This is a genomic window from Caldicellulosiruptor diazotrophicus (assembly GCF_017347585.1).
GTDB lineage: Bacteria > Bacillota > Thermoanaerobacteria > Caldicellulosiruptorales > Caldicellulosiruptoraceae > Caldicellulosiruptor > Caldicellulosiruptor diazotrophicus.
On sequence record NZ_AP024480.1, the window covers coordinates 136,234 to 159,948 of the forward strand.

Below are 23,715 nucleotides of genomic sequence, written 5' to 3' on the forward strand. Positions count from 1 at the left end.
AGAGGAGACTTTTACGTTGAAAGGGGCAAACCTTAAATGGAAAAGATTCTTACCATAGATATTGGAACAACTGCCTGTAAGGTGATGGTGTTTGACCTGCAAGGTAATATCTTGGCAAAAGCAAACAGAGAGTATCCCACATATACACCTCAGATTGAGTGGGCAGAACAAGACCCTCTTGACTGGTGGAAAGAAGCTGTAGAAGGTATCAAGGAAGTAGCACAGGCAGCGGGGGCAGATGGCATTGTAGCAATTGGACTTTCGTCGCAAAGAGAGACAGTTGTTCCAATTGACAAGGAAGGAAATGTTCTGTCAAGAGCGATTTCATGGATGGACAGGCGTTCACGGCTTGAAGCCGAAGAGATTTCACGGCAGTATGGGAAAGAAACAATACATAAAATCACAGGTTTAATTCCAGACTCTACGTTTACCGCAACAAAACTTTTGTGGCTAAAAAAACATCAGCCAGAGATTTTACAAAAAGCTTATGTTTTCCTGCAGCCAAAAGAGTTTGTTGGGTATATGCTCACAGGTCAGGCTGCAACAGACCATTCCTTGGCCTCAAGAACAATGATGTTTGATATAAACAAAAGACAGTGGTGGGAAGATATATTTAAGTTTGTGGGTATAAAAACCACTCAGTTTCCCAGACTTTGCTATGCAGATGAAGTCATAGGGTATTTGAAAGAAGATGTTGCAAAAATCCTGGGGCTCAAAAGTGGGATACCAGTTGTAAGTGGTGGTGGAGATAGGGCTTCAGAAGCATTAGGTGCTGGGATTGTAGGAAACCGTGTTATGGAGTCAACAGGGACTGCGACGAATGTTTCAATGTCATCAAACAGAGTACCAGAGAATCTTGACCCGAGAGTTGTGTGTTCCTGTCATGTGTTAAGAGACCATTACTTGATTGAGCAGGGGATAAACACAAGCGGCACAATTTTAAGATGGATAAGAGATAACTTTTACAGGGGCGAGAAGGAAAAAGGTGAAAACGTTTATGAGCTGATTGATAGTGAAGCTGAAAGTTCAAGTCCTGGAGCAAATGGTGTTGTGCTTTTACCATTTTTCATGGGTTCGCGCGCAACAAGATGGAACCCAGATGCAAAAGGAGTTTTGTTTGGTCTTACGCTGACACATTCAAGAGCGGACATTGCAAGAGCTGTGCTTGAAGGGATTTCATATGAGATAAGAGCGTGCATTGAGATTTTAGAGTCTATGGGTCTTAAAGCTGAGAGTATAGTTTCTATGGGAGGTGGCGCAAAGAGTAGAGTTTGGAACAAAATTAAAGCTGATATTTTGGGGAAGAATGTTGTTGTTGAAAAGGTACAGGAAGCAGCATCAAAAGGAGCAATGCTTCTTGCATCGTATGCAATTGGTGCAAGGGAAAGCTTGATTGAGGAAAACAGAGAAGTGCTTTTTGAGTACCAGCCAGATAGCAAAAACCATGAGATTTATAACAGAGTGTATGAAATATACAACCAGCTTTACAATTCAGTTTTTCACCTTTATCCAAGACTTTCTCAATATTGATGGTTAGGAGGTCTTTATTTTGCTTGTAAATTTGAATGAGGTTTTAAGCTATACAAAAGTAAAAAAATTTGGTGTGGGGATGTTCAACGGACTTTCTGCTGACTTTTATGAGGGAGTTATTGATGCTGCAGAGCAGCTCAGGTGCCCAATTATCATCGGTGTTGCTGACAGGTTTGTTGACAGGCTTGATTTTGAGATGATTGCAGAGGTCATGATTTTCCTTGCGAAAAGAGCATCTGTTCCAGTGTGTGTTCATCTTGACCATGCAAAGAGTCTGAAAAATATCATGAGAGCGATAAAGGCTGGGTTTACATCTGTCATGTTTGATGGGTCAAGTTTGCAATTTGAAGAGAATATAAAGAGAACCAAGGAAATTGTTGAGATAGCGCACTCTGTTGGTGTGAGCGTTGAAGGTGAGCTTGGAGTTGTTGGTAGAGGAGATTTTGACTTTAAAAATCCAGAGTTTTATACAAAACCTAATGAAGCTGAGGAATTTGCACAAAAAACAAATGTTGATGCTTTAGCTGTTTCGATTGGTACAGTACATGGTGTTTACAAAGGTAAGCCTAAACTTGATTTTGAGAGGCTTTCTGAAATCAGAAAAAGGGTTGATTGTTATTTAGTTTTGCATGGTGGGTCTGGTCTTTCTGACGAGGATTTTAAAAAGTGTATAGAATATGGCATAAACAAGGTAAACATATTTACAGATCTGACACTTGCTGTAAATGCTCAGCTTCCAGAGTTTATAAAGCAAACTGAAGATTTGACCCCAGCAATATTTGAAAAGATAAGAGAGATTGTAAAACAAGAGGCTATTAAAAAGCTTAAAATCTTTGGCAGTTACAACATTATATAGATAGAAATTTTTGGAGGTGTGAAAAATGAACGAGCCAATTAAAAAGTATTTTAAGATAGGAACAATTCATTTTATGTCTTTTCCGGATGTAATTGGCGGCGAAGGTCCAATTGAAGAGACATTAAAAATAATCTTGGAAGACGATTACTTTGATGCAGTAGAAATCACATGGGTAAAAGACCCAGAGGTAAGAAAAAGAGTAGCAAAAATGTTAAAGGATGCTCATGTAGCGGTTGCGTATGGTGCACAGCCGACTCTTCTTAGAACTGGTCAAAATCCGAATGATTTGGACCCAGAAAAAAGAAAGCAGGTCATAAACTTTTTGAAAGAGAGAATTGATGAGGCGATTGAGCTTGGGGCTCAAGGACTTGGATTTTTGTCAAGGCAGTATGATGAAGCAAGAAAAGAAGAGGCATTTGAAGCATTGGTTGATACAACTTTGCAGCTTTGCGACTATGCAAAGTCAAAAGGCAATTTTATAATTGAACTTGAGGTATTCGATTTTGATATAGATAAAAAGAGCTTGATTGGACCTGCAGAGCTTGCGGCAAAATTTGCAGAGAGAATCAAAAAAGAATATGATAATTTTGGTTTGATTGTTGACCTTAGCCATCTGCCACTTACAAGAGAGACAGCAGAGCAAGCGCTCCTGCCAGTAAAAGATTATCTTACACATGTTCATATTGGAAATGCGGTTGTGAAAGACCCAAGCCACCCTGCATATGGTGACAAGCATCCGATGTTTGGAATAGAAGGCGGCGAAAATGACGTTGAAGAGGTTATTGAGTTTTTGAGAGTATTAAAAGAAATAGGATTTATGGACCCGGTAAAAAGACCAATTTTGAGTTTTGAAGTAACACCTATGGCAGGACAAGACCCAAAGATTGTTCTTGCAAGCTCAAAACGAGTATTAAATGAGGCATGGGCAAGATTATAAAGGTAGTTTGATAAAACAAATGATAAAAATTTCACATACGATTCATAATTTTTTAGGAGGGAGCTTTATATGAAGATACTTGTAACAAGAAGAATAATGGAACCTGCGATTGAACTTTTGAAAAAGTATGGTGAGGTTGAGATAAACCCACACGACAGACCAATGACAAGAGATGAGCTTTTGTCAGCAATAAAAGACAAAGATGCAGTTTTAACCCAGCTTGTTGACAAAGTTGACAAAGAATTTTTCGACCATGCACCAAATGTCAAGATTGTTGCAAACTATGCAGTGGGTTATGATAACATAGATGTTGAAGAGGCAACAAGAAGAGGTGTTTATGTCACAAACACACCTGATGTTCTTACAAACGCAACAGCTGAGCTGGCATGGGCGCTTTTGTTTGCTGCGGCAAGAAGAATAGTTGAAGCTGACAAGTTCATGAGAGGCGGACATTACAAAGGTTGGGGTCCGATGCTCTTTTTAGGCAAGGGCGTGACAGGCAAGACACTTGGTGTAATTGGTGCTGGCAGGATTGGCCAGGCTTTTGCAAGAATGTCAAAAGGGTTTAACATGAAGATTTTGTACTATGACTTTGAAAGAAAAGAAAGCTTTGAAAAGGAAACGGGTGCTCAGTATGTAGCATTAGATGAGCTTTTGAAAGAAGCAGATTTTATATCAATCCATGTGCCGCTCACACCACAGACAAGGCATTTAATTGGCGAAAGAGAATTTTCTCTCATGAAACCGTCGGCAATTTTAATTAACACAGCACGCGGGCCAATTGTAGATGAAAAGGCTTTAGTTAAAGCATTAAAAGAAAAGAAAATTTATGCTGCAGGGCTTGATGTGTATGAGAGAGAGCCAGAGTTTGAGCCTGAGCTGGCTACACTTGACAATGTTGTAATGCTTCCTCATATTGGTTCTGCGACAGAAGAGTCAAGGCTTGACATGGCAATGCTTGCAGCAAACAATATAGTAGATTTCATTGAAGGAAGAGTTCCAAGAACACTTGTCAATAAAGAGGTTTTAAATAATAAGCAATAGGAGATTGGGTTTTGAGAAAATATTTCCCTGCGGGAGTGAGATTATTCCCGCAGGGGGATATTTAAGTCTGCAAAATTGATTGTTTTAAAAGACAGAAAATAATGCTATAATATTTTTATGAATAATACGCAACAGTGTTTCACAATACGAAACAGGAGAGTATAATATGGCGCAAAATTTTATTCAATCAATTGAAAGAGCATTTGAAATAATCGAGCTTTTAGCTGTTGAGCCAAAAGGGCTTTCTGTCACTCAGCTTTCCCAAAAACTTTCTCTTCACAAGACTACCGTCCACAGAATTTTGCAAACACTACTTAGCAGAGGGTATGTTCAAAAAGACCCTCAGACCTTGCGCTACAAACTTGGTGTAAAGTTTGTTGAGATTTCGAGTCTTTATCTTAACAACATTGAGCTCAGAACCGAAGCACATCCGTTTTTGCGTGAGCTTGTGGCTATGTTAAACGTCACTGTACACTTGGCAATTCTTGACGGTAGTGATGTTGTGTACATTGACAAAATTGAACAGGTAAACTCAATAAGGCTTTACTCCTCAATTGGCAAAAGAGTTCCTGCATACTGCACAGCGCTTGGGAAAGTGATGCTTAGCAAGTTTTCAGATGAAGAAGTTGAAAAGATACTATCTACAATTTCTTTGCAGCAATATACAAATAATACTATCACAAATGTAGAAAAGCTTATTGATGAGATAAGATTTGCACGAAATAGAGGCTTTGCAGTTGACAATGAAGAGTTGCAAGAAGGTGTGAGGTGTATTGCCGCACCCATATATGACTATAGAGGGGAGATGATTGCTGCCATTAGCATTTCAGCACCAACGAGTGTGTTGCCACCTCACAAAGATGAAGAAATAGCGCAAAAGGTTGTGGAGACTGCAAAGAAGATTTCTCACAGGCTTGGGTATGTCGAGGGAAAAAAAGATTATCAAGGAAAGGAGATGCAATAGGATGGAAAAGGAACAGGTACTGCAAAGGATAAATGACAATGGGCTTGTGGTTGTTGTAAGGGCTGAGTCGAAAGAAAAGGCTCTCAAGATTACAGAGGCATGTATAAAAGGTGGTGCCAGCGCAATTGAGATTACCTTTACAGTTCCAGGTGCAGATGAGATAATAAGACATCTTACAAAAACATACTCTGAAGATGAAATAATAATTGGTGCAGGGACAGTCCTTGACAGCGAAACAGCACGAATTGCAATCTTGGCGGGTGCAAAGTTTGTTGTAAGCCCATATCTTAATCCTGAAATGGTAAAACTTTGTAACAGATACAGGATAGCTTCAATGCCTGGTGCTATGACAATTAAAGAGGTTGTGGAAGCATTAGAGTGTGGTGCAGACGTTATAAAGATTTTCCCAGGAGAGCTTTTTGGGCCAAAGATTATAAAAGCTTACAAAGGACCAATCCCACAGGCAAGGCTTATGCCAACAGGCGGCGTTGATCTTGACAATGTTGATGAATGGATAAAAGCAGGCGCTTTTGCAGTAGGTGTTGGCAGCAATATAGCAAAGTATGCAAAGGATGGAGACTTTAGCAAAGTGGAAGAGGTATGCAGACAGTTTGTTGAAAAGATAAAGATGGCAAAGGGGAAGGTATAGGAAAGATGTTTGAGGTAACAAGTTTTGGTGAGATAATGCTAAGACTCTCACCGCCTGGGTATCAGAGGATTGTGCAGGCGACAAGTTTTGACATCAATTTTGGCGGGGCTGAAGCAAATGTTGTTGTTGCTCTTTCGAACATCGGAGTAAAGACAAGTTATGTAACACTTCTTCCGCAAAATCCTCTTGGAGATGCTACTATAAACTTTTTGAGAAGATATGGAGTTGACACAAGTTATATAAAAAGAAAAGGCAGAAGGCTTGGAATTTACTTTCTTGAAAAAGGAGTGGGGCAGAGAGCATCTTCTGTTGTGTACGACAGAGCAGACTCTGCCATAAATGATATACAGTCTGGGGATATCGCCTGGGAGGACATTTTAGGAAAGACCAAGATATTTTTCTCAACAGGAATCACTGCTGCTTTATCACAAAATGTGCTTGACCAGCTAAAGATGGCTTTTAAAACTGCAAAAAATGCAGGTGCAAAGGTGGCGTTTGACATCAATTATAGATCAAAACTGTGGAGCTATGATAGAGCAAATGAAGTGATTTCAGATCTTATGCCGTATGTGGACATTTTAATTACAAACGAAGAGCATGTAAGAAGAGTTTTAAAGATTGATATGGAAGAAAAATATTTTGAAGGCATTGACCTGACTTTTGATGGTCAAAAGGTTTTGTTTGAAAGGTTGCAAACAAAATACCAAAACTTGGAGAGAATAGTTCTTGCTGCAAGAAGAAGTCTCTCTGCTTCTAAAAACATCTTTTTTGCTTATACAAAAGATGAAAATGGCAACATTGTATTTTCAGAAAAACGTGAAATAGAAGTTGTCGACAGGGTGGGGGCAGGTGACGCTTTCACCGCAGGTGTGCTATATAGCATTTTAAGAGGGCTTAAAAGCAGTCAGATGCTTGAGGTGGCAACATACATGTGCGCTCTAAAACATACAGTTGAAGGCGACAGTTTGATTGTGACTGAGGATGAAATAAAACAGGCGCTTTCGCAAGATAGTTCTGGTATGATGAAAAGATAAACCAAGGGAGGGTTATGTATAAGATGGAAGTTCGGTTTGCAATGCATCCAAGCCAGTTTAAGACTCTTACCACAGAGCAGATAAGAAAAGAGTTTTTGATTGAAAACTTGTTTGAATATGGGAAAATCAATATGGTCTACACTCATGTTGATAGAGTAATTGTTGGTGGTGCTGTGCCAACAGTGGAAGTTTTGGTCTTGGAAGATGGCAAAGAGATTGGTGCTCAGTATTTTCTTGAAAGAAGAGAGATTGGGATAATCAACATAGGCAGCAAAGGGTATATCATAGCTGATGGACAGAAGTTTGAACTTGACAAGAAAGATGGGCTTTATGTTGGAATGTCCACCAAAAAGCTTGAATTTGGGAGCGATGACCCTTCAAATCCTGCCAAGTTCTACTTTGTTTCAACACCTGCACATAAACAGTATCCGATAGAAAAAATTGATATCAAGCAAACTGAGGCAACTCATCTTGGTTCGATTTCTGAGTCAAATGAAAGGACAATCTACAAATACATCCATCCAGACGGGGTAAAAAGTTGCCAGCTTGTAATGGGAATGACCATTTTAGAGCCGAACAATGTATGGAACACTATGCCCTGCCATTTGCATGACAGGAGGATGGAAGTTTACTTCTATTTTGACATGCCTGAAGATGCGTTTGTATTACATCTTATGGGAGAGCCGCAGGAGACAAGACATATTATTGTGAGAAACGAACAGGCGGTAATCAGCCCGAGCTGGTCGATACACTCAGGTGTTGGAACTAAAAACTACACATTCATCTGGGCAATGGCAGGTGAAAATCAATCATACTCAGATGTTAATCCTGTTCCTATGAAGGAATTGAAATAAAATCTCAAAAATAAAATGGAGGTGTTTTTGATATGATACTTGATAAATTCAGGCTTGATGGCAAAGTTGCGATTGTAACAGGTGCATCAACTGGTTTGGGCCAGGGGATGGCAATTGCACTGGCAGAGGCTGGAGCTGATATTGTTGGTGTTGATTATGTCCCATGTACAGAGACAAAACAGAAAATAGAGTCAATTGGAAGAAGGTTTTTGGAGATTCAGGCAAACTTAATGACAATCGAACCAATTAATATGATTATTGAGAAAACAATTCAAGAATTTGGCAAGCTTGACATTTTAGTGAATAATGCAGGAATTATTAGAAGATGCGATGCTATTGATTTTACTGAAAAGGACTGGGACGATGTGCTTGCAATTAATCTCAAGACAGTATTTTTCTTCTGCCAGGCAGCAGCAAGACAGTTCATCAAGCAAGGAACAGGCGGAAAGATAATAAACATTGCATCCATGCTTTCATTCCAGGGCGGAATTAGAGTTCCATCATACACAGCAAGCAAAAGCGGTGTTGCAGGCATCACAAAAGCGCTTGCTAATGAGTGGGCAAAGTACAACATAAACGTCAATGCTATTGCACCTGGATACATGGCAACAAACAATACACAACAGCTCCGTGAAGACCCACAAAGAAGCGCTGAGATATTGTCAAGAATACCTGCTGGAAGATGGGGCACACCTGAAGATTTGCAGGGTGCTGTTGTGTTCTTGGCATCAGATGCGTCTGGGTATGTAAATGGCTGTATTTTAAATGTAGATGGTGGCTGGCTTGCAAGGTAACTTAATTTTTTTGGAGGGTTATTAACATGAACCAATATAAAGTATGGCGCAATGAACTGATTGCAAAAGACATTGTTGAAAGGCTAAATAGAAAAAAATATAATGCATTTTATGTGCCAACCTTGGAAGATGCAAAAAATAAAGTTTTAGAGCTTATCCCCGAGGGTTCAAGTATTGCCCTCGGGGGTTCTGTTACAATAGAAGAGCTTGGGCTTATTGAAATATTCAGAAACGGTCCATATAAGCTTTTTGACAGATACAAACCGATGAGTGCTGAAGAAAGGATAGAACTTTTGAGACAATCGCTTTTGGCAGATGTACTTGTAACTTCAACAAATGCGATAACAAAAAATGGTGAGCTTGTTAATGTTGATTGTTCAGGCAACAGAGTATCTGCTATGATATTTGGGCCAAAAAAAGTAATAATTGTTGCTGGGGTTAACAAAGTTGTAGAAGACCTTGATGAGGCGTTTAAAAGGTTAAAAAAGATTGCGCCTATGAACTCTAAAAGGAATAATCACAAAACACCATGTGTTGAAACGGGGTACTGCATGGACTGTCAAATAAAATCTAGGATGTGCAACTATATAACCATTATCAACCATGGAATGAAATTTGAAGGACGTATAAATATTATCATTGTTCCTTTTGAGATAGGATTCTAAAAAAATGATGGTCTATCATTAAAATTGTCAATATAAGTTTAAAATTTTCCTTGCATGTTTTAAGAGCTCATGTTTTAATTACATGTTAATATTTTCATGTCAACATTAATATTTTCTTGATGAAATCAATTGATTTTCAAATTAAAATATAGTACTGTAAAATGATTTATCGAATATGCACAATATATAATGCAAAAGGCTAAATGATATTTTAATTCTGGCTATTACTTTTTACCTATCTGCAAAGGAAGGACGTGAGTTATATGCAAAAATTGAAACAGCTTGCAAAAGAGAACTACTCTGTCAAAATGGCAGAGAGTGTACTTTTTAAGTTTCCAGAGCTTATTGATAAATGGCAATATGACTATGGTGTTGTGTTCAAAGGCTTAGAATACATTTATGAAAACACCAAGGATGAGAAATATTTTGAATACGTAAAGAAAAATATAGACTATTTTGTCCAAGAAGATGGAAGTATAAAAAAATATTCTCTTGATGAGTACAACATAGACCATATAAACAATGGCAAAGCAATATTATTTTTGTACAGAAGGACAGGCGAAGAAAAGTACAAAAAAGCAGCTCAGCTTTTAAGAGAACAGCTTAAGACTCATCCAAGAACGGCCGAAGGAGGATTTTGGCACAAAAAGATATACCCGCACCAGATGTGGCTTGATGGAATATATATGGGTTCACCATTTTATGCCGAATATGCAACTTTAATAGGAAAAGATGAGGCTGAAGAGATATTCGATGATGTTGCAAGACAGGTTATTCTTTGTGCAAAACATACTAAAGACCCAGTGACGGGTCTTCATTATCACGGCTGGGATGAAAGCAGACAGCAAAAATGGGCTAACAAAGTTACAGGTTGTTCACCCAACTTTTGGGGGAGAGCTCTTGGCTGGTTTGCAATGGCAATAGTAGATGTTCTTGATTTTCTTCCAAAGAATCACCAATCAAGAGACGCCATTTTAGCTATTTTCAGGCAGCTTATGGATGCCATTTTAAAGTATCAAGACCCTGACACAGGTGTTTGGTATCAAGTTGTAAACTGTATTGGGAGAAGTGGTAACTATCCTGAAGCTTCGGCATCATGTATGTTTGTATATGCACTTGCAAAAGGCATCCACAATGGATATCTTTCTTCAAAGTACTTAGATGCATTAGAAAGGGCGTATGAAGGAACAATTTATAGATTCTTGGAAAAAGACCAAAATGGACATTTGAGTTTAAATGGAGTTTGTATGGTTGCAGGGCTTGGTGGAAATCCGTACAGAGATGGTTCATATGAATATTACATCAGTGAGCCAATAAAAACAGATGATTTAAAAGGTGTTGGAGCGTTTTTGAAAGCTTCGGCATGGGTAGAAAGACTTTTTTAACAGAAAGATTAAAGTTAAACAGGAGGGCAAAAGTTTAAAATGTTTTATAATGTTTGTGATTTCGGAGCAAAAGGAAATGGAGTAGATAAAGACACTGAAGCATTTAAAAAAGCAGTTGAGGTATGTGAAAGAAACGGTGGTGGAACAGTTTATGTTCCTGCTGGTATTTATCATATAGGTGCTCTGCATCTTAAAAGCAACATGACACTTTACATTGAGAGCGGGGCTGTGCTGAAATTTTCACAGGATGAAGAGGACTATCCACTTGTATATACCCGCTGGGAAGGCGAAGAAATGCAGGTTTATTCTCCTTTGATATATGCTGAAAATGCTGAAAACGTTGCAGTAGTTGGATTTGGCACAATTGATGGACAGGGCGAAAAGTGGTGGCGTCTTCACAGAAATAAAGAGTTAAAATATCCAAGACCTCGTTCTATCTGTTTTTACAGGTGCAACAACGTTACTATCGAAGGAATAAAGATTATAAACTCTCCAAGCTGGACGGTAAATCCAATAGAATGCCAGAACGTCACTGTTCACAATATAAAGATTCAAAATCCTTATGATTCACCAAACACAGATGGAATTAACCCAGAGTCGTGCAAGGGCGTCAGGATATCAAACTGCTACATAGACGTGGGAGACGATTGTGTGACATTAAAGTCTGGGACGGAAGACTGTAAAGAAAGAATACCTTGTGAGAATATTACAATAACAAATTGTATAATGGCTCACGGACATGGCGGAGTTGTTATTGGAAGTGAGATGAGCGGTGGTGTTAGAAATGTTGTCATCTCAAACTGCATTTTTGAGGGCACAGACAGAGGAATAAGAATAAAGACAAGAAGAGGTCGTGGAGGAGCTGTTGAGGATATAAGAGTTTCGAACATTGTGATGAAAAATGTGATGTGTCCGTTTGCGTTTTATATGTATTATCACTGCGGCAAGGGCGGAAAAGAAAAGAGAGTTTGGGACAAATCTCCTTATCCTGTTGATGAATCGACCCCAATTGTAAGGAGGATTTATATAAGCGATGTGGTTGTAAGAGAGGCAAGGGCAGCAGCAGGGTTTTTATATGGTCTTACAGAGATGCCAATTGAAGATGTTGTATTTTCGAATGTCACAGTTGAGATGGCACAAAACCCTGAACCTGAACTTCCTGCCATGATGAGCTATTTAGAGCCTATGGCAAAAAGAGGGTTTGTTATAAATACTGTTAAAAACATTAGATTCATGAATGTTTCTGTGATGAACCAGGAAGGTGCTGCTTTTGAACTTAACAATTGTGAAAATGTAGAGTTTTACAGATGCAGGGCAAATGATACAGCAGATTATTCTAAGATTTTGAGTCTAAATAATACAAACAAGGTTATTACTGATTAGCAAAAAGTAAAAGTTAGGGGTTAGAGATGGAAAGTCATTTTCGCTGCTTCTCTAACCCCAAGTAGCATGACGATTATGCCAGTAATATAAAAAATTCGATAAATATTAATGCCCATTTAATATTATCCCATAAAAAGGGGAGGTGAGTAAACAATAATTTAAAATTTTACAGTTAATAACAAATTAACAAATATGAAGGAGGTCAAGTGATGAAGAGAAAAAGGATACTAAATTTAGTTATTGCGATTTTGTTATTTGTAAATATTCTTTTGGGTTTTGGGACAGTACTGCATGAAAAAGCATTGGCTGGGCAATGGCCGGTTTCGTGGGGCTATACAGTAATAGGCAATAGCACTTATCAACCAGAAAATCCTGTTGCTGCTTTTGACCATGAAACAGGAAAAGTTACGGTTAGCTGCACAAAAGGAGAAATCAACAGGACATCTACTCAAACTTCGACCACAGTTGATTATTTTCCGTTTGTTTATACTACTATATCAAACACCGTTTTCACGGCATACGTTTACATCACAAACCCAATTTCTTTTACTTCAGCCAATTCAAACTATCCACGCGGAGGGTTAATAGTAAGAAATGGGCTTGATATTCAGGACACTTATTACGCTGCATTGGTAGAATACAATAGTGCAAGTGCTACCAAGTGGGATTTGAAGGCTCAGAGAAGATTTGGAAGTACTGCCGGTTCTTCTACGCGAAGTGCAATATCGTTCCCATGTGTTTTGAAAATTGTAAGATCATCTTCAACAAACATAGCAGTCTATTATGGAGAAGTTAACAGCAGTAATGGAACTATAACTTGGTATGGACCAATAGGTTCCCGAAGCGATGCTGGTGTCTTAAATTCTACTCTCTATGTAGGTGTTGGCGTTGCCATTCAGGGAAGCAATGGGAGTCCTGCTACTCTTCAGACAAGTTTTGTGAGGATTAAGGAAGGTACGGCAGACACCACAACCGCTCCACAGAATCTGACAGATATCTTTAATATTCCTCAAAAACCTCAGCTTACAGTGGAGAGTGACGACTCTAAAGCAAAGCTTATGTGGAATTTTGACAGAAATGTTGCTTCATATGATGTTTTGATTTCGGAAGATGGTTCAAATTTCAGCACTGTGGGTAGCGGTCTTACAGAGGAAAGTGAGGGGCTTTTAGTAGTTCAAGGTAACGCATTTTTCACGATTGATAGACTTACCAATGGCAAACAGTACTATGTAAAGGTGAGGGCAAAGAATGAATATGGTGCAGTCGAATCAGATGTAATAACGGTAATTCCAGAAAAACCCACGCCTCCACCAAAACCAACAGTATTGCAGACTGCGTACAGTGATGGATGGGTGTCAATAAAGTGGAAGACAGTTTCGAAAGCGACGTATTATGTTGTTTATATAGGAGAGGAGTCAAACAACTATACAAACTGGAAGATAATAAATGACAATGGTTTGCCAAATCAGACCTATGAGTGCAAGTTTGAAAATCTTGTTAACAAAAAGCCTTATTATTTAAGGCTATACGCTGGAAATAATGTAGGGCTTAGTGAAGGTTCTGACGAGGTTGTTATAACCCCATATCCGATACCTGCAGTTCCGACTTTTGAGGTAATACCGGGAGTACTTGAGCTAACAATAAAATGGAACAGGGTAGAGGATGCAGAGAAGTATACAATCTTTTTGGGCAAGAGTTCGAAGAACTACACAGTGAGTGCCACAGTTTATGATGATGGCAGTTCAAGCTATTCATATACATTTAAAAAGCTTGAAGGGCTGACGTATTATATTTCTATGAATGCAAGCAACAATAGTGGGACAAGCAGCAATGCTCAAGAGATGTCAGCAATGCCGATACTGCCACCGCATTATGTCACAAACTTAGTAGTTTATGATCAGGACAATGCAGCAAACTGGTCGCTGCAGTACAATTTGCAGGTGGGCAGCAAGATATTTGGTGACAGGGATTATGCGGTAGTTTCAATGCCGACGGTATTAGAAGGCGCATACTGGATAAGCACAGCAAATCTTTCGAGGTCGTACAATGCGACGCTGGTGATAGCAAGCTTTACAGTAACAGAGGATGTTGATGTATATGTTGCACTGGATTCGAGACTTTATACATCTAATCAGGTACCGGCCTTCTTGAGTTCTTGGAAACTTACAGAATACAAAATAATTGATAATGGAACAAATCCTCAAGTAACCTATTTGCTCTACAAAAAGTCTTTTAGTAAAGGTTCGTTGGTTGAACTTGGTTCTCAAGGTGTAAGTAGCGGTTGTGTATTTTATTTCGTTTTAATGAAAAAACAGCTATTCTCCATTGATTCTGAAGACATTGTTTATACTAATAGACCACTATATAACATTAAAGGCAAGATATTTACTGGTGCATCAGTTACAATTAAGATGGCTGATGAAGTTGTTGCTACATATGATACTGTTAACCAAGATAGGGATTTTAGCATAACTGTTAATCTTAAGGAAGGCGAAAATTTGATAGAGTTTTCAGGTATATCTGCTGATGGATATGTTTCAAATAGACTTATAAGAATTGTATATGACTCTACCTCTCCTAAGATTACATTTAAACAAACTCCGGTTGAATACGAAAATGAAATCCCTTCGAGCATTATAAAGTTTGTGTGTGATGAGGACATTTATGTAAGTATAAAAGTAAATGAACAATCTGTTTTAGATAATGTATATTGTCCAGCATTACAAGATAAAGAACTGGTAGTTACTCTAAGTGAGGGGAGTAATACTATATCACTAACAGCAAAGGATAGGTCTGGTAATATAGCCGCATACCAGTGGACAACAGTTTATGAATATATAGTTAAAAATATAAGTTTTGTTGATGACTATGAAAATCCAATTACAAGCTTAACAGAAAATGCCTTAATAAACGTTCTTGCAAAAGCAGAAAACAAGTTAAATATAAGCAAAGATATAGCTATTGTAATTGCATATTACAATAGTGCGAATCAGATGATAGGATATAGTATCTCATATGATACTGTCTTGCCTAATTCTACAGAAGAACTTTTGTGTGGTATTCAGCTGCCTTCAAATATTAATGGTGTAAAAATAAAAGCGTTCATATGGAACTCGTTAGAAGGAATGATTCCACTTTCATCTGTGATTGTTCTTAAATAATTTCTTAATCTCTTTTTTATGGGCGGAGGAAGAAAAATTTTATCTTCCTCTGCTTGTGTAAATTATTCAAAGAATCTACTGGGGCAAATCAAAAAAGGGGGTAAACTGATGTGAGAAAAAGATTGCTAAGTTTATTTGTTTTAGTCACATTTTTGTTGAGTTTATTGCCTTTTAATTTAATAACAAGAGCTGAAAATTTAGTACCTGCTTTTCCTGGTGCTGAAGGTGCAGGAATGTACACAACAGGTGGACGTGGTGGGGATGTTTATGAAGTCACAAATTTAAATGACAGTGGTCCTGGTTCATTGAGAGATGGAGTTAAGCTTAGCAATGTAACAATAGTATTTAGAGTTTCTGGAACAGTTCATTTAAAATCAGAGCTTGTGATTAGTGGTTCTAATATCACAATAGCTGGGCAAACAGCTCCAGGTGATGGTATATGCGTTGCTGACTATGGTGTGAGAATCACAGGTAACAATATTATAATAAGATATATGAGATTTAGACCCGGAAGTGCAAATATTAATTCTGAACCTGATGCACTTACAAGCTTTGGTGGAAGCAAAAACATTATTATAGACCATTGCTCGTTCAGCTGGTCGGTAGATGAAACGCTGTCTATATACAGAGTTGAGAATCTGACAGTTCAATGGAGTATAGCAGCAGAGAGTTTGACAATGTCAGGACACTGGAAAGGAAGACATGGTTATGGTGGTATCTGGGGTGGATACAATGCGACTTGGCATCACAACCTTTTGATGAGCCACACAAGCAGACTTCCACGTGTGAATGTTGGTAGTGCTCCAATCCCAGAAGCAAAGGTAGAATTTATAAACAACGTTATCTACAATTGGGGATTTAACAACACATACGGCGGAGAAAATACAACTTTGAGCCTTATAAACAACTACTATAAGCCAGGTCCTGGTACTCAGGACAGTGTGAAGTCAAGAATAGCAAATCCAACACCTAACGGCTATCCATCATCGTGGTATGTATCAGGAAATATCCTTGAAGGGAACAACGAAGTAACTACAAATAATGAAGCTGGAATAATTGCAAGTGGGACATACACAAAATTGACAGAACCTGTTGATATACCTGGAAGTGTAACAGTTCAGGATGCTCAGACAGCATATCAAGAGGTATTAACAAAGGCTGGAGCGGTGTATCCAAAGAGAGATGCAGTTGATGCAAGACTTGTCAATGAAGTAAAGAATGGTTTGGGGAGATTTATCAACACAGAGGCAGAAGTTGGAGGGTACCCGGAACTGCAGTCAGCGCAGGCGCCGCAGGATACTGACCATGACGGTATGCCAGATAACTGGGAGATAACAAATGGGTTGAATCCTAATGATCCAAGTGACAGGAATGGGTATAAGTTTGGCAATGGATACACAAATCTTGAGAATTACCTCAATTCACTTGTTGATATGAACTATGCACCACAAAATCCAGAAGTGCAGATAATTAATCCAAGCTACAATGCACTTGTTGATGCAGGCTCAGCTGTGAAGATTGAAGCAAGAGCAAAGGCGTTTGGAGGAACAAAAATAGCAAAGGTAGTATTCTATGACAATGGAATAAAGATAGGAGAAGATTTGACAGAACCATATTCGTACACCATAGGTGCAATTGAAGAGGGCACACACTATTTAGTAGCAGTAGCTTACGACTCTAATGGACTTTCAACCCAATCAACGGCAGTGAGGGTATTTGCAAATGGTCCTAAAGTAAAATTGCCATGGAAAATTGCAGATATAGGAACTCCTGCTATAAAGACAAGTGCATCACTTGATAGTAGTGGAACATTAACACTTAAAGCGAACGGTAAAATAGGTGGTTCAACAGATACATTTGGATATGTGTACAGAAAAGTATATGGAGATGCAGAACTCATTGCGAAAATAGACTATATGGAAAAGGTAGACCACAACGCATTTGCAGGTTTGATGATTAGAAGCTCGCTTGACCCTGGAGCAGTTGCTGCGTATGTAGCAAAGTCATATGTAAAAGCTGACAAGCTGACCAATCCGACAGCGGTAAGATTTATTGCAAGACAGGTGGCGAATGCATCAATGGCAAATACTGGTGATGTTGATGCAAGTACGCCGAACACGGTTGTAAATATAGATGTATCATGGTTGAAAATAAAGAAAAGTGGTTCTGTTGTGGAGGCAGCATATTCACTTGATGGTCAGACATGGAATGTGATTGGCAGATACACACTCAACATAGGCGATGAGTACTATATAGGATTTGCAGTAGATTCTGCTCAGGCGACAAATCAGATTTACAACTATAACATAGCAAAGTTTTCAAATATAAGCTTAACAACTTCGGATAACTTTATAGAGATATATAATCCTGAGAATGATTATACAAACGTTGGAGAATACAAAATAAAAGGATATGCAAGCATCGATGGAAAGATAACAGTAACAAATGCATCAAGCACAGATACCAAGAATGTAGAGGTGAGTGGACAAACTGAGTTTGAAGTACCAGTACAGCTTGTAAGTGGCAACAATACAATTTTTGTAAACCTACAGACAGTAGATGGTTCAAAGTCAAAGCAGATTGTTTTAAACGTTGTATACGATAATCAAAAGCCAGTTATAAGCTGGGTATCAAAGCCACAGCCAACAGTGCTCAGCAGTGCATACAGCCTGGTGCTTTCGTCAAATGAGGATGGATATCTTACCATCATGCAGAACAACATGGTTGTATATCAAAATGATTATGTAAAGGCAAATAGCCCGGTTACCTTCAATATCGACTTTGAAAAGGGAAGAAACAAGATAGAAATAATAATTAAGGATTTTAGTGGCAATACAACAACAGAAAACTTTGATGTTATATACCTTGCTAATTTTGACATTATGGTAGACAAGAATTATACAGGAAACGATGGAGATACAATTAATGGAGTCAAGATATTTAAGACAGTTCAGGCAGCAGTAAACAGTGTACCTTCAAATAACACCAAGAGAGTCATAATCTTTATAAAGAGTGGCAGATATTATGAGAAGATAACTATTAACTCACCAAATATTAGCTTGATTGGTGAAGATCCATTTACCACAATTTTGACTTATGATGTTGCAGCAGGCACGCCCAAACCAGATGGTTCTGGCACATATGGAACATCTGGAAGTGCAAGTGTGACTATCAACAGTGGTGCTATTAACTTCACTGCAGAGAACATCACATTTGAAAATGCTTTTGATGAGAACCAGCCAATTTCAAGCAAACAAGCTGTTGCTGTAAAATCTACAGCTGACAAGATGGTATTCAAGAACTGTAGATTTATAGGCAATCAGGATACTTTGTATGCAGATGCAGGAAGACAATATTTTAAGGATTGTTACATCGAAGGTGATGTTGACTTTATATTTGGTGCTGCCCAAGCAGTGTTTGAAAATAGCACCATATTCTCGGTTGACAGAGCAGGCATAACACCAAAAGGTTATATTACAGCAGCTTCAACAAGAAAATCTGATAATTTTGGTTTCTTGTTTATAAACAGTAAATTCTTGTCTAATATAACAGTTGCTAATTCAGTATATTTAGGAAGACCATGGCATCCAAGCGCTGATCCGAATCGATGGGTAAATGTTGTTATTAGAGAATCTTATTTGGGAGAGCACATAAAAGATGAAGGTTGGACAGCAATGAGCTCGACTGATAGCTCTGGTAACACAATATGGTTCTATCCACAAAATGAGAGATTCTATGAATACAAGAATTATGGACCTGGAGCAAAAATAAACGAGTACAGGCCTCAGCTTGACGATGTCATGGCCCAAGTTTATACAAAAGAAAATGTTTTTGACGGCTGGGACGCAGACAGTTTCATTGATACCATTTATGATCCTGTTAAAGTTTACGTTGATAATCCGCAGAAGGATTCCACAACTAAGATAAACTATACTGTAAAACTGAGTGCTGATTCAGATTGTGAATTAACAGTCAAGAAAGGGAATGAGGTTGTTTACAGTAATCCGTCGTACAAAGCAAACACTCAGATAACTATTCCAGTTGTATTGTCTGACGGTATAAACAACATTGTAATTATTGCTACAAAAGATGGCGACAGTGTTGTTAAAGTTTTGAACGTTGATTTTGTAAACTACGCACCAGAGATAACAGTAATTCAAGCACCACCTTCAAAAACAACAAAACCAACAGTAACTGTCAAGGCTAAGATAAGCAAAAATGGAACGGTGACATTTAAACGAAACGGCGAAGTTTTGGGAGAGCAAAGTGTGGATGCAAACAAGGAGTTTAGCTTTGAATATTCACTTGTAGAGGGAGAAAACACATTAGAGCTGGTTGTAATAGATGAGGGTGGAAATGTTCGAGTGACAACATTCAAGGTTGTATATGAAATAGACTGGGGGGCTAATGCATTTAGTGTGCAGGTTATTCAGGTTAATAATATGGCAGGTGTAGCCTTGAGCACAATAGGTTCCAATAAGGATATAGTGGTTACAGTAAGCGTTAAGAATAATACCGGACTTACAAGAAATGGTGTTGTAGTTGTTGGAGTATTTGATTCGGCAGGAAAGATGATTTCATATGCAGGGAAGAAAATAACAATTGCAGCTGGAAAATCTATAACCTACAAAGCTGGACTGAGAATTAGCAATGTCAATAGCCCTATTGTGAAAGCTTATGTTGTTGATAGTTTGAAAAGCAAGAATTACTTATCTAATGTGGCGTCGTTTAAATAACATTGTTTTGGCAAAGAAAAATTTTTAGCAGAGTGGGAAAGGAAATTTATGGGGATTTTTCTTTCCCACTCTGTAACAAACAAAAAGCAAAGGGGGAAGTCCTGTTGAATAAGAGGTTAAAAAGATTGTTATCGATTTTGTGGATAGTTACAGTGTTTCTATTCTTCGTACCAGCTATTGCAGGGTCGTTAACAGTAAATGTGAGTATAGACACAAACAAAAATCTTGTAATTAACGGTAAGACAAGTGCAAATAGTTATGTTACCGTAAAGGTTTTAGACCCTTATGGCAGCATAGATTATTTAGACCAAACCTCAACAGGGGCTGATGGAATTTATGAGTTTAAATATTCTCTTTCTGGTAAGTTTGAGGGTGTTTATACAATTTATGTGTACTCAAAGGATGTTACATCACCGGTAGTAAAAACTGTTTCATATACAACTTCCCAGTCATCTGGAACAGGTGCTACCATTATTTTGCCCAGCAGTCCAGCTACTTCACAGCAACAACAAACACAAACTCAATTGCAAGGACAAAACCAGCAACAGCAGCAACAACAGACTCAGCCAATGCAAGTTACAGTTATAAAACCGCAAGTTGAGACAAATGGCCAAGTTGCTGTTTCAAAAGTTGATGAAAAGACATTAAGCCAGGCAGTTGCAAGTGCTAAGATAAATGAAAAAGGAGAAAAGGTTATAGAGATTTCAGTTGAAGCAAAAGGTAACGTAAATGAGTATGAGCAGGTGATACCGGTAAAATCAGTAAGTGGACAAAATGTAGTTTTTAATATTTCGACTAATGTAGGGCAAGTCAAAGTACCGGCAGATGTAATTTCAAGTGGTGTAAAGGTGGAAAACTTGAGCGTTGCAGTAGGTAAGCTCACCAGCGATAAATTAGCTGAGGTTAAACAGACGATAGGGAAGAATGTAGAGCTTGCCTTAAAAGTGGAAGTTAAAGCTGATGGAAAAGTGTTAAGTGGAGATAGTATACAAAAACCGATTATAGTAAGCAGCAAATACACACCGTCAATAGGTGTGAACACGAAATATTTAGCTGTAATGAAAGTAAAAGAAGATGGAACGGTTGAACCTGTTGCGAGTGGGATGTATTTTGCAGACAGTAAAGTGGTTGCATTCAGGGCAAAAGATTCAGCAAAGTATGTGGTAGTTGAAAATCACAAAACCTTTGAAGATATAAAGGATGTTAGCTGGGCAAAAGAACCTGTAGAGGTATTGGCATCTAAAGGTATAGTGAAGGGTGTAAATGAGAAGAATTTTGCGCCACAGAAGCAAATAACCCGAGCAGACTTTTTGTTGTTACTTGTAAGGGCTCTTGAGCTAAATGCTCAGGTTAAGGACAATTTCAATGATGTATTGCCAAGTGATTATTATTATGAAGCTGCAGGAGTGGCAAAAGCGCTGGGGATAGTAAACGGAGTTGGAAATGGAAAGTTTAATCCTAAAGGTTTTATTACAAGACAGGATATGATTGTTATGGCAGACAGGGCGCTCAAGATTGCTGGTTATAAATACAGTAGTAGCATTAAAAGTATAGATACTTATGTTGATGCATCAAAGGTTTCAAACTATGCAAAAGAAAGTATACAGAAATTTGTCTCAGAAGGATTTATCCAGGGTAGCAATAACAGTTTAAAACCTACTGATAATGCATCAAGAGCCGAGGTTGCTATTATCGTATATAGATTAATAAATAGTTACTACACCCAGCAACTAAAATAATAAATGGTATAAAGCATTGGGAATGCTCTTTGAAAGTTTTATAAGCCTTAAAAGAGCCTTCCCTTAAGGTAATTTTAATACCCAACCAAAATCTATTTAGGTCATGCTCAGAGAAAAAGTTGTTAAGCAACTAATTATAATTAATGTTTATTGTGTATTTAAAATAAAATTAACAGTTTTGCTTGTAGTATGCCACCTAACCTTATTTGTTCTAAGTGGTTTTCTCCTTAATATTTTCCATTCGATCTTAAAAAAATCAATGTGTGAGTTGGCAGGATGCATATTATAATAATTCTAAAAAAATATGAAATTTAGGAGGAGGATAAAATGAAAAAATTTAAAAATATGGTAGTTTTATTATTTATGAGTATTTTCTTTATAACTTCTATAGGACTTTTTACTTTTAATTTTCCTGAGGTAGAAGCTTCAAATAAAATTACACTAACCTATTGGGTACCTATGGGAGCAGAACAAGCTCTGCATTATAAAAGTTACAATGAACTGCCAGCATATCAAATATTACAGAAGAAAACTGGTATTAAGATTGTATTTAAGCATCCACCTCTTAGCAGTTCTGCAGCAAATGACCAGTTCAATCTTATGATAGCTTCGAGACAGATGACAGATATAATAGAATGGGGATGGAATGGTTATCCAGGCGGACCACAAAAAGCGTTGATAGATAAAGTAATCATCCCTCTTAACGATTATATTCCCAAGTTTGCTCCGAATCTGAATAATCTATTGAAAAAGAATCCTGATATTAGCAAAATGATAAGGACAGTTAATGGAGATTATTATTGTTTTCCATCTTTAAAAGAATTGCCAATTGATGCTTACTATGGTCCTCAGGTGAGAAAAGATTGGCTTGAAAAGTTAAAAATAAATCCTCCTGAGACAGTAGATGACTGGTATAAGATGCTAAAGGCATTTAAAACAAGAGATCCAAATGGAAATGGGCAAGCTGATGAAAAGCCATTTTCTATTTTAAGAGGGGCTTCAAATCCGAGAGCTGCATTTGATTATTGCAGTTTCTTAGTAGGAGCATGGGGAATCAAAACAGATTTTTTCCAAGTAAATGGGAAGGTCAAGTTTGGTCCATTAGAGCCTCAATTTAAAAGTTTTATGAATACACTTGCGAAGTGGTGGAAGGAAGGGTTGATTGACCCTGATGTTTTAACAATGGATAGAAAAACAATTGAAGCTAACGTATTACAAGATAAAATTGGTTCTTACCTCGGACTTATAGGTGGTCAAATGGGAACCTATTTAACTGTGAAGAAAGGTACATCTTTTGACTTAATAGGTGTTCAGTATCCTTCTCTTAAAAAAGGCGAAAAAGTAAAAATCGGGCAAAACGAATATCCATTTACAGGCAGAGGTGCTGCAATTTCAACAAATTGCAAAAATATACAAGCTGCTTGTAAAGTTTTGGACTGGTCATTTAGCAAAGAAGGATACGAGGTTATGAATTTTGGAGTAAAAGGGAAGTCTTATATTGTAAAGGATGGAAGACCTATGTATACTGACGAAATTTTAAATAATCCTAAGTTAGGACCAAAAGAGGCATTAGGTAAATATGTACCAATATTGGGTGCTTATATTCAATCAAGAGAATATAGTTTGCAAATTTCATTTATGTTACCTCAGCAAAAAGAAGCATCCAAAAATTGGTCGAAGGTCACAAATGAAATTGCATTGCCACCTCTGTCTTTGTTCTTTACACCAGAGGAAGCAAGCAAGTTAGCTAATATTATGAATGCAGTTAATACCTTCTACGATGAAATGTTCTTAAAAATGATGACAGGTAAATATTCAAATTATGATGCATTTGTTAAGACATTGAAAAGAATGAAGATAGATGAAGCAATAAAAATATACCAAAATGCATATGACAGGTATATGAAACGATAATTTGTTTAGATGTGAGAAACTGCAGAGATAGATATAGTCTCTGCAGTTTCTTTCTCTAATTATTTACTAA

Annotated in this window: 16 protein-coding genes; all 16 read left to right on the forward strand. The window is 37.8% G+C overall.

The window, feature by feature from the left end; genetic code table 11:
* The first annotated feature begins 36 nt into the window (after positions 1-36).
* The 16 genes from xylB (at position 37) to CaldiYA01_RS00630 (ending at position 23,645) form a co-directional block, all read left to right on the forward strand.
* Positions 37-1,530 carry a xylulokinase gene (gene xylB / locus CaldiYA01_RS00555; RefSeq protein WP_207180291.1) on the forward strand — a complete coding sequence of 498 codons (1,494 nt, stop codon included), beginning with the start codon at positions 37-39 and terminating at the stop codon, positions 1,528-1,530.
* A 19-nt stretch (positions 1,531-1,549) separates the two neighbouring features.
* Complete coding sequence (locus CaldiYA01_RS00560) at positions 1,550-2,386, forward strand: class II fructose-bisphosphate aldolase (protein WP_207180293.1); 837 nt, start codon at positions 1,550-1,552, stop codon at positions 2,384-2,386.
* 25 nt (positions 2,387-2,411) lie between these two features.
* The gene (locus CaldiYA01_RS00565; RefSeq protein ID WP_207180295.1) at positions 2,412-3,323 is read left to right on the forward strand and encodes a sugar phosphate isomerase/epimerase family protein; all 912 of its coding nucleotides are present in this window, start codon (positions 2,412-2,414) and stop codon (positions 3,321-3,323) included.
* Positions 3,324-3,392: 69 nt separating this feature from the next.
* Entirely contained in the window at positions 3,393-4,367 is a 975-nt protein-coding gene (gene gyaR, locus CaldiYA01_RS00570) for a glyoxylate reductase (RefSeq protein ID WP_207180297.1), read from the forward strand.
* A gap of 166 nt (positions 4,368-4,533) precedes the next feature.
* Positions 4,534-5,331, forward strand: coding sequence for an IclR family transcriptional regulator (locus CaldiYA01_RS00575; protein ID WP_207180299.1), 798 nt, complete (start codon positions 4,534-4,536; stop codon positions 5,329-5,331).
* Position 5,332: 1 nt separating this feature from the next.
* The gene (locus tag CaldiYA01_RS00580) at positions 5,333-5,980 is read left to right on the forward strand and encodes a bifunctional 2-keto-4-hydroxyglutarate aldolase/2-keto-3-deoxy-6-phosphogluconate aldolase (RefSeq protein ID WP_207180300.1); all 648 of its coding nucleotides are present in this window, start codon (positions 5,333-5,335) and stop codon (positions 5,978-5,980) included.
* Between the two features lie 5 nt (positions 5,981-5,985).
* Positions 5,986-7,014 (forward strand): sugar kinase, encoded by a 1,029-nt coding sequence (locus CaldiYA01_RS00585; RefSeq protein ID WP_207180303.1) that lies wholly within the window; start codon positions 5,986-5,988, stop codon positions 7,012-7,014.
* A 23-nt stretch (positions 7,015-7,037) separates the two neighbouring features.
* Positions 7,038-7,868, forward strand: coding sequence for a 5-dehydro-4-deoxy-D-glucuronate isomerase (gene kduI / locus CaldiYA01_RS00590; protein WP_207180313.1), 831 nt, complete (start codon positions 7,038-7,040; stop codon positions 7,866-7,868).
* Positions 7,869-7,900: 32 nt separating this feature from the next.
* Positions 7,901-8,662: a 2-dehydro-3-deoxy-D-gluconate 5-dehydrogenase KduD gene (gene kduD, locus CaldiYA01_RS00595; RefSeq protein ID WP_207180320.1), complete on the forward strand. Its 762-nt coding sequence runs from the start codon at positions 7,901-7,903 to the stop codon at positions 8,660-8,662.
* A 26-nt stretch (positions 8,663-8,688) separates the two neighbouring features.
* Complete coding sequence (locus CaldiYA01_RS00600) at positions 8,689-9,327, forward strand: lactate utilization protein (protein WP_207180323.1); 639 nt, start codon at positions 8,689-8,691, stop codon at positions 9,325-9,327.
* Positions 9,328-9,590: 263 nt separating this feature from the next.
* Positions 9,591-10,712: a glycoside hydrolase family 88/105 protein gene (locus tag CaldiYA01_RS00605; protein WP_207180326.1), complete on the forward strand. Its 1,122-nt coding sequence runs from the start codon at positions 9,591-9,593 to the stop codon at positions 10,710-10,712.
* A 39-nt stretch (positions 10,713-10,751) separates the two neighbouring features.
* Positions 10,752-12,095: a glycoside hydrolase family 28 protein gene (locus CaldiYA01_RS00610; RefSeq protein ID WP_207180328.1), complete on the forward strand. Its 1,344-nt coding sequence runs from the start codon at positions 10,752-10,754 to the stop codon at positions 12,093-12,095.
* 209 nt (positions 12,096-12,304) lie between these two features.
* Positions 12,305-15,256 carry a fibronectin type III domain-containing protein gene (locus CaldiYA01_RS00615; RefSeq protein WP_207180330.1) on the forward strand — a complete coding sequence of 984 codons (2,952 nt, stop codon included), beginning with the start codon at positions 12,305-12,307 and terminating at the stop codon, positions 15,254-15,256.
* A 110-nt stretch (positions 15,257-15,366) separates the two neighbouring features.
* Positions 15,367-19,992, forward strand: a complete 4,626-nt coding sequence (locus tag CaldiYA01_RS00620) for a pectinesterase family protein (protein WP_207180332.1) — start codon at positions 15,367-15,369, stop codon at positions 19,990-19,992.
* 104 nt (positions 19,993-20,096) lie between these two features.
* Positions 20,097-21,731, forward strand: coding sequence for an S-layer homology domain-containing protein (locus tag CaldiYA01_RS00625; protein ID WP_207180334.1), 1,635 nt, complete (start codon positions 20,097-20,099; stop codon positions 21,729-21,731).
* Positions 21,732-22,058: 327 nt separating this feature from the next.
* Positions 22,059-23,645 (forward strand): extracellular solute-binding protein, encoded by a 1,587-nt coding sequence (locus tag CaldiYA01_RS00630; protein ID WP_207180339.1) that lies wholly within the window; start codon positions 22,059-22,061, stop codon positions 23,643-23,645.
* Positions 23,646-23,715: the final 70 nt, after the last annotated feature.